General features: G+C 59.1%; 7 protein-coding genes and 1 pseudogene. 3 read left to right on the forward strand and 5 right to left on the reverse strand.

Annotated elements, in window-relative coordinates:
* The coding region (locus ACFFAR_RS20830; RefSeq protein ID WP_375508377.1) for an NAD(P)/FAD-dependent oxidoreductase at nt 1-1198 on the forward strand (1198 nt) is incomplete at its 5' end.
* Nucleotide 1199: 1 nt separating this feature from the next.
* Here the strand turns inward: ACFFAR_RS20830 and ACFFAR_RS20835 are convergent.
* Both ACFFAR_RS20835 and ACFFAR_RS20840 read right to left on the reverse strand, forming a co-directional pair.
* Nucleotides 1200-2318 (reverse strand): mannitol dehydrogenase family protein, encoded by a 1119-nt coding sequence (locus tag ACFFAR_RS20835; protein ID WP_174364233.1) that lies wholly within the window; start codon nt 2316-2318, stop codon nt 1200-1202.
* A gap of 7 nt (nt 2319-2325) precedes the next feature.
* The gene (locus ACFFAR_RS20840) at nt 2326-3348 is read right to left on the reverse strand and encodes a zinc-binding alcohol dehydrogenase family protein (RefSeq protein WP_062168086.1); all 1023 of its coding nucleotides are present in this window, start codon (nt 3346-3348) and stop codon (nt 2326-2328) included.
* A 176-nt stretch (nt 3349-3524) separates the two neighbouring features.
* Here ACFFAR_RS20840 and ACFFAR_RS20845 point away from each other — a divergent pair, with 176 nt between their 5' ends.
* Nucleotides 3525-4232: a FadR/GntR family transcriptional regulator gene (locus ACFFAR_RS20845; protein WP_375508378.1), complete on the forward strand. Its 708-nt coding sequence runs from the start codon at nt 3525-3527 to the stop codon at nt 4230-4232.
* A gap of 66 nt (nt 4233-4298) precedes the next feature.
* Here the strand turns inward: ACFFAR_RS20845 and ACFFAR_RS20850 are convergent, their stop codons facing one another.
* The gene (locus tag ACFFAR_RS20850) at nt 4299-4619 is read right to left on the reverse strand and encodes a hypothetical protein (protein WP_062000407.1); all 321 of its coding nucleotides are present in this window, start codon (nt 4617-4619) and stop codon (nt 4299-4301) included.
* Nucleotides 4620-5033: 414 nt separating this feature from the next.
* On the opposite strand from ACFFAR_RS20850, the gene ACFFAR_RS20855 reads away from it, so the two are divergent.
* Complete coding sequence (locus tag ACFFAR_RS20855) at nt 5034-5939, forward strand: SAM-dependent methyltransferase (RefSeq protein ID WP_375508379.1); 906 nt, start codon at nt 5034-5036, stop codon at nt 5937-5939.
* Here ACFFAR_RS20855 and ACFFAR_RS20860 read toward each other — a convergent pair.
* The gene (locus ACFFAR_RS20860; RefSeq protein ID WP_174364232.1) at nt 5929-6483 is read right to left on the reverse strand and encodes a DUF1415 family protein; all 555 of its coding nucleotides are present in this window, start codon (nt 6481-6483) and stop codon (nt 5929-5931) included. The two genes, ACFFAR_RS20855 and ACFFAR_RS20860, sit on opposite strands and share 11 nt — an antisense overlap.
* Nucleotides 6480-6666, reverse strand: a pseudogene (locus ACFFAR_RS20865) (TetR/AcrR family transcriptional regulator); the annotation flags it as partial. The gene ACFFAR_RS20860 and the pseudogene ACFFAR_RS20865, both read right to left, overlap by 4 nt.

Below are 6666 nucleotides of genomic sequence, written 5' to 3' on the forward strand. Positions count from 1 at the left end.
CCGTGACACCTGGGGCCTGTGGCGCCGCGGCGTGCTGAACCCGGAGTCCAACGTGCAGTTCGGCGAGGGCGGCGCCGGCACGTTCTCCGACGGCAAGCTGTACAGCCAGATCAAGGACCCGAAGCATTACGGCCGCAAAGTCCTCGATGAATTCGTGCTCGCCGGCGCGCCGGAAGACATTCTCTATCTGAGCCGGCCGCATATCGGTACGTTCAGGCTGGTCGGCATGGTCGAGAAAATGCGCGCGACCATTCATCAGCTCGGCGGGGAAGTGCGGTTCGATACTCGAGTTGAGGATATCGATATCGAAAACGGAAAGGTCCGTGGATTGACGCTTTCCAACGGAGAGACGCTGCGCTGCGATCACGTGGTGTTATCGGTGGGACATAGCGCGCGTGACACGTTCGAGATGTTGCACCGGCGTGGCGTCTATATGGAAGCGAAGCCGTTTTCGCTCGGGTTTCGGATCGAACATCCGCAAGGGTTGATCGATCGAAGCCGGTTCGGGAAGTTTGCCGGACATAAATTGCTGGGCGCTGCTGACTATAAGGTCGTTCACCACTGCAGCAACGGTCGAGCGGTCTATAGCTTTTGTATGTGCCCGGGCGGAACGGTAGTGGCCGCGGCGTCGGAGCCAGGCCGCGTCGTCACGAACGGCATGAGCCAGTATTCGCGAAATGAGCGGAATGCAAACGCGGGGATCGTCGTTGGAATTACGCCGGAGGATTTTCCGGGCGGTCCGCTTGCCGGCATCGCGTTTCAGCGGCAGTGGGAAGAGCGGGCGTTCGAGCTTGGCGGCGGTGACTATTCGGCGCCGGCGCAACTGGTTGGGGATTTCATCGCGCGGCGGGCATCGACGGCGCTTGGTTCTGTAGAGCCGTCGTACAAGCCAGGCGTACGTATGACTGACTTGAGCACCGCGTTGCCCGATTACGTGGTCGAGGCGATTCGCGAAGCGCTTCCGCAAATCGATAAAAAGATTCCCGGCTTCGCCATGGCCGACGCCATCCTGACCGGCGTGGAGACGCGGACGTCATCGCCGATCCGCGTGCGGCGCAAAGACAACTATCAGAGCATGAACGTCGATGGCTTGTACCCCGCGGGAGAAGGTGCAGGGTATGCCGGCGGCATTTATTCGGCGGCGATTGATGGGATTGAAGTCGCCGAAGCGTTGGCGTTGGACATGATGGCGAAATGAGTCATCGAAGCGCGGCGACGAGCCGCTTTTGTTCGATGTCCAGCCCCAACTGACGCGCGAGATCGATTACGGGCTTGAAGCGGCGTTGTTTCTTCTCCGCGTGATTGCGCGCGATGTCCGCAAGGCGATGATCGAGGAACGGATTCTGGAAGCGATCGCGAACATCGGCGAGATAGGCTTGTGCTGCGTCGTGCTTGCCGAGGGCATTAAAGACGGGCAGCACTTCGTCCTGCCATACCGACTCCAAAGTATCGCGCCATGCGGCGTTGCGCATGGCATCGAGCACGGTTGCGTCGGCTGCGGATTGCCCGGCGAGCCAGAGTTCGGCGAGCATCGTGTGACCCAGATTGAGCAGCAAAAGCTTGAGACGCTCGTAGTGGGCGAGGTCGTCGGTGATCACGATGTCTTCGTGCTCGCACGGCAGAATCATGCCCGGCTGGCGCTCGATTGCCCATAGCGCGTAAGGCTCGGCGACGGCACCAACCGGATGAATCGGCTCCGAGACAATGCGGTCGACTAGCGAATTCACCCACACGCAATCGTGCTCAAGATAGCGTATGAACGCATCATTTGCATGCCATTGCTTCGCGATGCCAACCACCGCGTCACGCAACGTGTTGCCGTTGTGCGAAACGAGTTCACACGGCAGCAATGTGACCGGCTCAGCGCCTGCGACGAACCTGTCATGCAGCAGCGCAGCGAGTTTCGCCGGAAAACCGCGCGGCACTGAGGCCGCTTCGAATCCGCGGCCAATGTCTTTATCGAAGGAAACGTAGCCCGTATCCCCCGTGTTCGACACGATGACCCTGACGTCGCGCCGCACGCGTTCACGAAGCGTCGGCCAGTCATCGGCGGCGTTCAGCGCTTCGGTGATCGCGTCGCATTGCACGGTTTCATCGATGGTCGTATCGCCTTTTCGTCCGCGAATCCGCACCGGATAAACGCTCGATGCGCGCAACGCATCAATGCGCGCGCGGCTCTCGGGATTCGACGTGCTTTGCACAACCGTGATGCGGCCAAGCGCCTTCGGCGGCTCGCTTCGCAAGGCTTGCGCGACAAACAAATCCACGTGCGCCTGAAGGAAGCGGCTCGTGCCGAACTGCAAAATGGGATTGCTCATTGCGTGCTCAACACTCGACCAGCGCCTTGATCACCCCGGCCGATGGATCCAGCAACCTCGAAAACTCATGCGGCAAATTGCTGAGCTGCAACGTGTGCGTGTTGAGTGCGGCGGTGGGAATCAGGCCGGCGCGCATGGCGGTGAGAACGGTTTCGAAGTCGTCGGGCGTGGCGTTGCGGCTTGCGAGCAGTGTGGTTTCGCGCTTGTGGAACTCGGGATCGGCGAACGAGATGCGGTCGCGAACGATCGATATCAGCACGTACTTGCCGCCGTGCGCAACGAACTCCAGGCCGCGTTCCATGGCTTTGACGTTGCCGGTGGCATCGAAGACGATATCGAAGAATTCTTGGTCCGTGAGCTCGGCGAGTTGTTTGGCGTCGGTCGCGGCGTCGGTGGTATCCAGGCGCACGATGTGATCAGCGCTCAGTTGCGTCTCGCAGAATTTCAGGCGGTCTTCCCGGCCATCGAGCACCGTCACTTCGGCGCCGCGCAGCTTCGCGAAAATCGTTGCCGCCATGCCGATGGGACCCGCGCCCACCACGAGCGCGCGCTGTTTCGGCTGTACATCGGCGCGGGCGACGGCGTGTGCGCCAATGGCGAGGAATTCGATCATCGCAGCTTGATCGAGCGTGACGCCATCGGCTTTGAACACGAAAGCTTGCGGCACGGCGAGTTGCTCGACCAGACCGCCGTCCGTGTGCACGCCGAGCACACGAATGTTCATGCAGCAATTCGGCTTTTTGGCGCGGCACGCGATGCACTTCCCGCACGCAAGATAAGGCATCACGTAGACCTGATCGCCTTTTGCGACGCGCGCACCGGCTGGTGCCGATTCGACGATTCCCGACAGCTCATGTCCCATCACGCGCGGATACGCGAGAAACGGCTGATTGCCCGTGAATATGTGCAGATCCGTGCCGCACACGCCGACGCGTTTGATGCGAATCAGGACATCGTCGGGACCGGGTTCCGGAGACGGCCGATCGATCAGGACGAGAGAGCCGGGTTGTTCGCAGATGACAGTTTTCATGAGAGGGGTCTGTTTTGGCCTTACCAGAGTGCATGTTAGTTTCGTAAAAGAGAACTGGTCAAGCCAATTTGCCGATAGTACGGGTTTGGCCTGACCATTCTGACGTCCTTTGTTTAGAATTCACGCTTTCGCCTAGTTAATCCCGGCGCGCGATATCTGCAGAAAAAGGAATCCTCGTGGCAGGCAAACCCATCGAAACGCGCCGTCTCTATCTCCAGATCGCCGATAAGCTGCGCGCACTCATCGACGACAAGGGGTTCGCGCCGAACGGCCGTTTGCCGTCGGAGCGTGAACTGGCGTCGACGCTCGGCGTATCGCGGCCGTCCGTGCGCGAAGCGCTGGTTGCGCTGGAACTGGAAGGGCGTGTCGAAATCCGAATGGGATCGGGCGTTTATATTTGCGCGGCACCCGCGCCAGGTTCTCGCCCCGGCATGCTGACCGACACGGAGCTCGGGGAGAGCCCGCTGGAAATCACGACGGCGCGCATGGTGATAGAAGGTGCGATCGCGGCGAGTGTCGCGGCGTTCGCCAAGCCCAAGGCGCTCAGGGCGTTGCGCGACATTTACGAGGACATGGGACGCCAGGTTGCCCACGGCCAGATTCCACTTGCTGCGGACCGTGCGTTTCACATGGCTGTTGCGCAAATGTCGGGCAATGACGTGCTGGTGCGTACCGTAGCGGGTCTTTTCGATGAACGGCATAGCCCGTTGTCATCGACGTTGCGTGGGCATTTCGAGGGGGAGGAGACGTGGGCGGACGCGTTGAGCGAGCACAAGGAAATACTGGACGCACTCGAAGCGCGCGATGCGATTCAAGCTCAGGCTGCCATGCAGCGCCACCTGAAAGCGTCTTACGAGCGGCTGATGACCCGCCGCAAACATTGAGAAAACCGCTTCAGGCCAGCCGATGAAAATACCGGACTGGCCGCAAGACCAACACTGAGTGCAGGCTCAACCCGGATAAGCCTCATCGACTTTCAGCCCGGCGAGCTTGAAGATCACGCGCAACGTCTGCGGAGCGATCTCGCGACGCGACGCCAGCGTGGTCAGCACGAAGTCCATGACCTTGGCGTACTTGAGCATCGTCAGGCACGTTTCCATGTCGGTGGTTCCGTCGCGCATGGCTTCTGCAAGCCGCAGCATCTCGCCGGAAATCTCTCGAGCCATTTCCAGTTCAAGTTGCTGCTTTTCGCTCCATTCCGGCAACGCGGTGAGCTTGGCGAGCATCTCTTGAAACTGCTGTTCGGCTTTACTGTCTCGGATTGGGTCCATTGCCGTCCTCATTTCGTTCGCGTGTTCCTCGGGGAACGCGCTTTGTGTGCGTGGGTGTTACGTAACAGGCAGCGCGTGGTTACGAGACTCGGTGCATCTCCCCGGTCGCCGGTTAATCGCGCTCACCTTGGCTACAGGCTTATTGTTCAGTCAATTTTGCGGTTTCGTGCCGCCGTTGCGTCCATCCGTCCCGTTGATTGTCCCGTTGCAAATGCACGAAATGTTCCATCTGAAACTGTCTGCTCGATCAATCCAAAAAACGAAGAGTCGAACGCTTACCAATTCCTGACGTTGCGTTGTTCGGGAGCGTCTTTGCGCTTTTCGGTAAACTTGCTCATCTGCATCATTAAAACCAGCGGTTAGCGCACACTTCGCGTTAGATCCCCACGCAAAAATCCCTACGGTATCCAGACGATGGCCAAGAAGTCCCGGGCGTTGAATGCGCCCATTGCATCATCGGATTCATCCGATCTAAAGCCGGAAACCACCTCGACGAATGAAAAACATGAAATTCGTCCGGGGCAATCCATCGAGCTTTTGAAGGAACTGCATATCCTTACTCGCGACGGCAAGATGAATCAAGACAGCCGCCGCAAGCTGAAACAGGTCTATCACCTGTTTCAGTTCATCGAGCCGTTGCTTGCGGAAATTCATGCGAAGCAGAGCTCGGTGACGCTGGTCGATCATGGTGCTGGCAAGTCCTACCTTGGCTTCATTCTCTACGATCTCTACTTCAAAGCTCTGCGCGATCGGTCACATATCTATGGAATTGAGACGCGCCCGGAACTGGTTGAAAAGTCGGAGGAATTGGCCGCGCGGCTGGGCTTCGACGGGATGTCGTTTCTGAATCTGTCGGTGGCCGAATCGACTATGTCGGACAAGTTGCCCGAGACCGTGGACGTGGTCACGGCCTTGCACGCGTGCAATACCGCAACCGATGACGCCATTCATTTCGCCCTGCAGAAAAAGGCGAAAACGATCGTGGTCGTGCCGTGTTGCCAGGCGGAAGTGGCCGCTGTCCTGCGCAAGAACAAGGGCCATTCGTTATCGAAGAATGTGCTGACTGAAATGTGGCGGCATCCGCTGCATACACGCGAATTTGGCAGCCAGATCACGAACGTGCTGCGATGTCTGCAACTTGAGTCGCATGGCTACCAGGTCAGCGTGACGGAACTCGTCGGCTGGGAACATTCGATGAAAAACGAATTGATCATCGCGCAGTTCAAGGACTTGCCGCGCGGCAAGCCTGCGCAACGCCTGTCCGATGTACTCGAAACACTCGGCCTTGACGAGATGCGCGAGCGCTTCTTTACGACTTGACCTGGACGTCGCGCTTCATGTGTTCCTGCCATCCGTCAAGGCCCAGACGGCGCAAGGTCGCCATGTTGCGTTCGTAGATATTGGCGGCATCCGGGAAGGCATCGACGGCGCGCTCGATGCTCGCTTCCCGCAGCAGATGGAAGATTGGATAGGGCGCGCGGTTCGTGAAATTTTCGATGTCGTCAGGTTCGGCGTCATCGAATCGATAGTCCGGATGGAAGCTCGCGATCTGCAGTTCACCTTCGAGCCTGAGCTGTTTCAAAAGCGTGTCGGCGAAATGCAGCGCGTCGTTGTACTCAGCGAAATCTTCCAGCGCGTGCGGAACGATCAGCAAGGTGGTGTCGATTTTTTCGGGGTCGGAATCCGCAAGGTGCTTGAGTTCTTTTTCCAGGTCGGCCAGCACGTCCTCGAACGAACGCGCCTCACTGACCACGTAGCGAATCTGCTCCTTCACGTACACCGCTTTGGCGAACGGACACAGGTTCAGCCCGATAACCGCGCGCGTCAGCCAGTGGCGCGTTGCATCGATGATCTCTTCGTTCATTGTTCCACCCGGCCTTCGGCGCAAGCGGCGCGTACGAGCGTCTGCGCTGTGCGAGGCGCGCTGCGCATTGGACCGCAACCCGGCCCGAAAGTCTGACTCGACGCGTAGATGCCCTCGATCAGCAACGCGAGCGAATCGGCGAGCGATTGTGGATCGGCGGCGCCGGATGCTTCTGACAGCGTC

Origin of the sequence: uncultured Caballeronia sp. (assembly GCF_964243625.1) — a bacterium.
Taxonomy (GTDB): Bacteria; Pseudomonadota; Gammaproteobacteria; order Burkholderiales; family Burkholderiaceae; genus Caballeronia.

Bases quoted from the DNA above. Each gene is read 5' to 3' on its own strand.
- ACFFAR_RS20840 (WP_062168086.1), bottom strand. From the start codon at position 3,348: ATGAAAACTGTCATCTGCGAACAACCCGGCTCTCTCGTCCTGATCGAT.
- ACFFAR_RS20860 (WP_174364232.1), bottom strand. From the start codon at position 6,483: ATGAACGAAGAGATCATCGATGCAACGCGCCACTGGCTGACGCGCGCG.
- ACFFAR_RS20855 (WP_375508379.1), top strand. From the start codon at position 5,034: ATGGCCAAGAAGTCCCGGGCGTTGAATGCGCCCATTGCATCATCGGAT.
- ACFFAR_RS20850 (WP_062000407.1), bottom strand. From the start codon at position 4,619: ATGGACCCAATCCGAGACAGTAAAGCCGAACAGCAGTTTCAAGAGATG.
- ACFFAR_RS20835 (WP_174364233.1), bottom strand. From the start codon at position 2,318: ATGAGCAATCCCATTTTGCAGTTCGGCACGAGCCGCTTCCTTCAGGCG.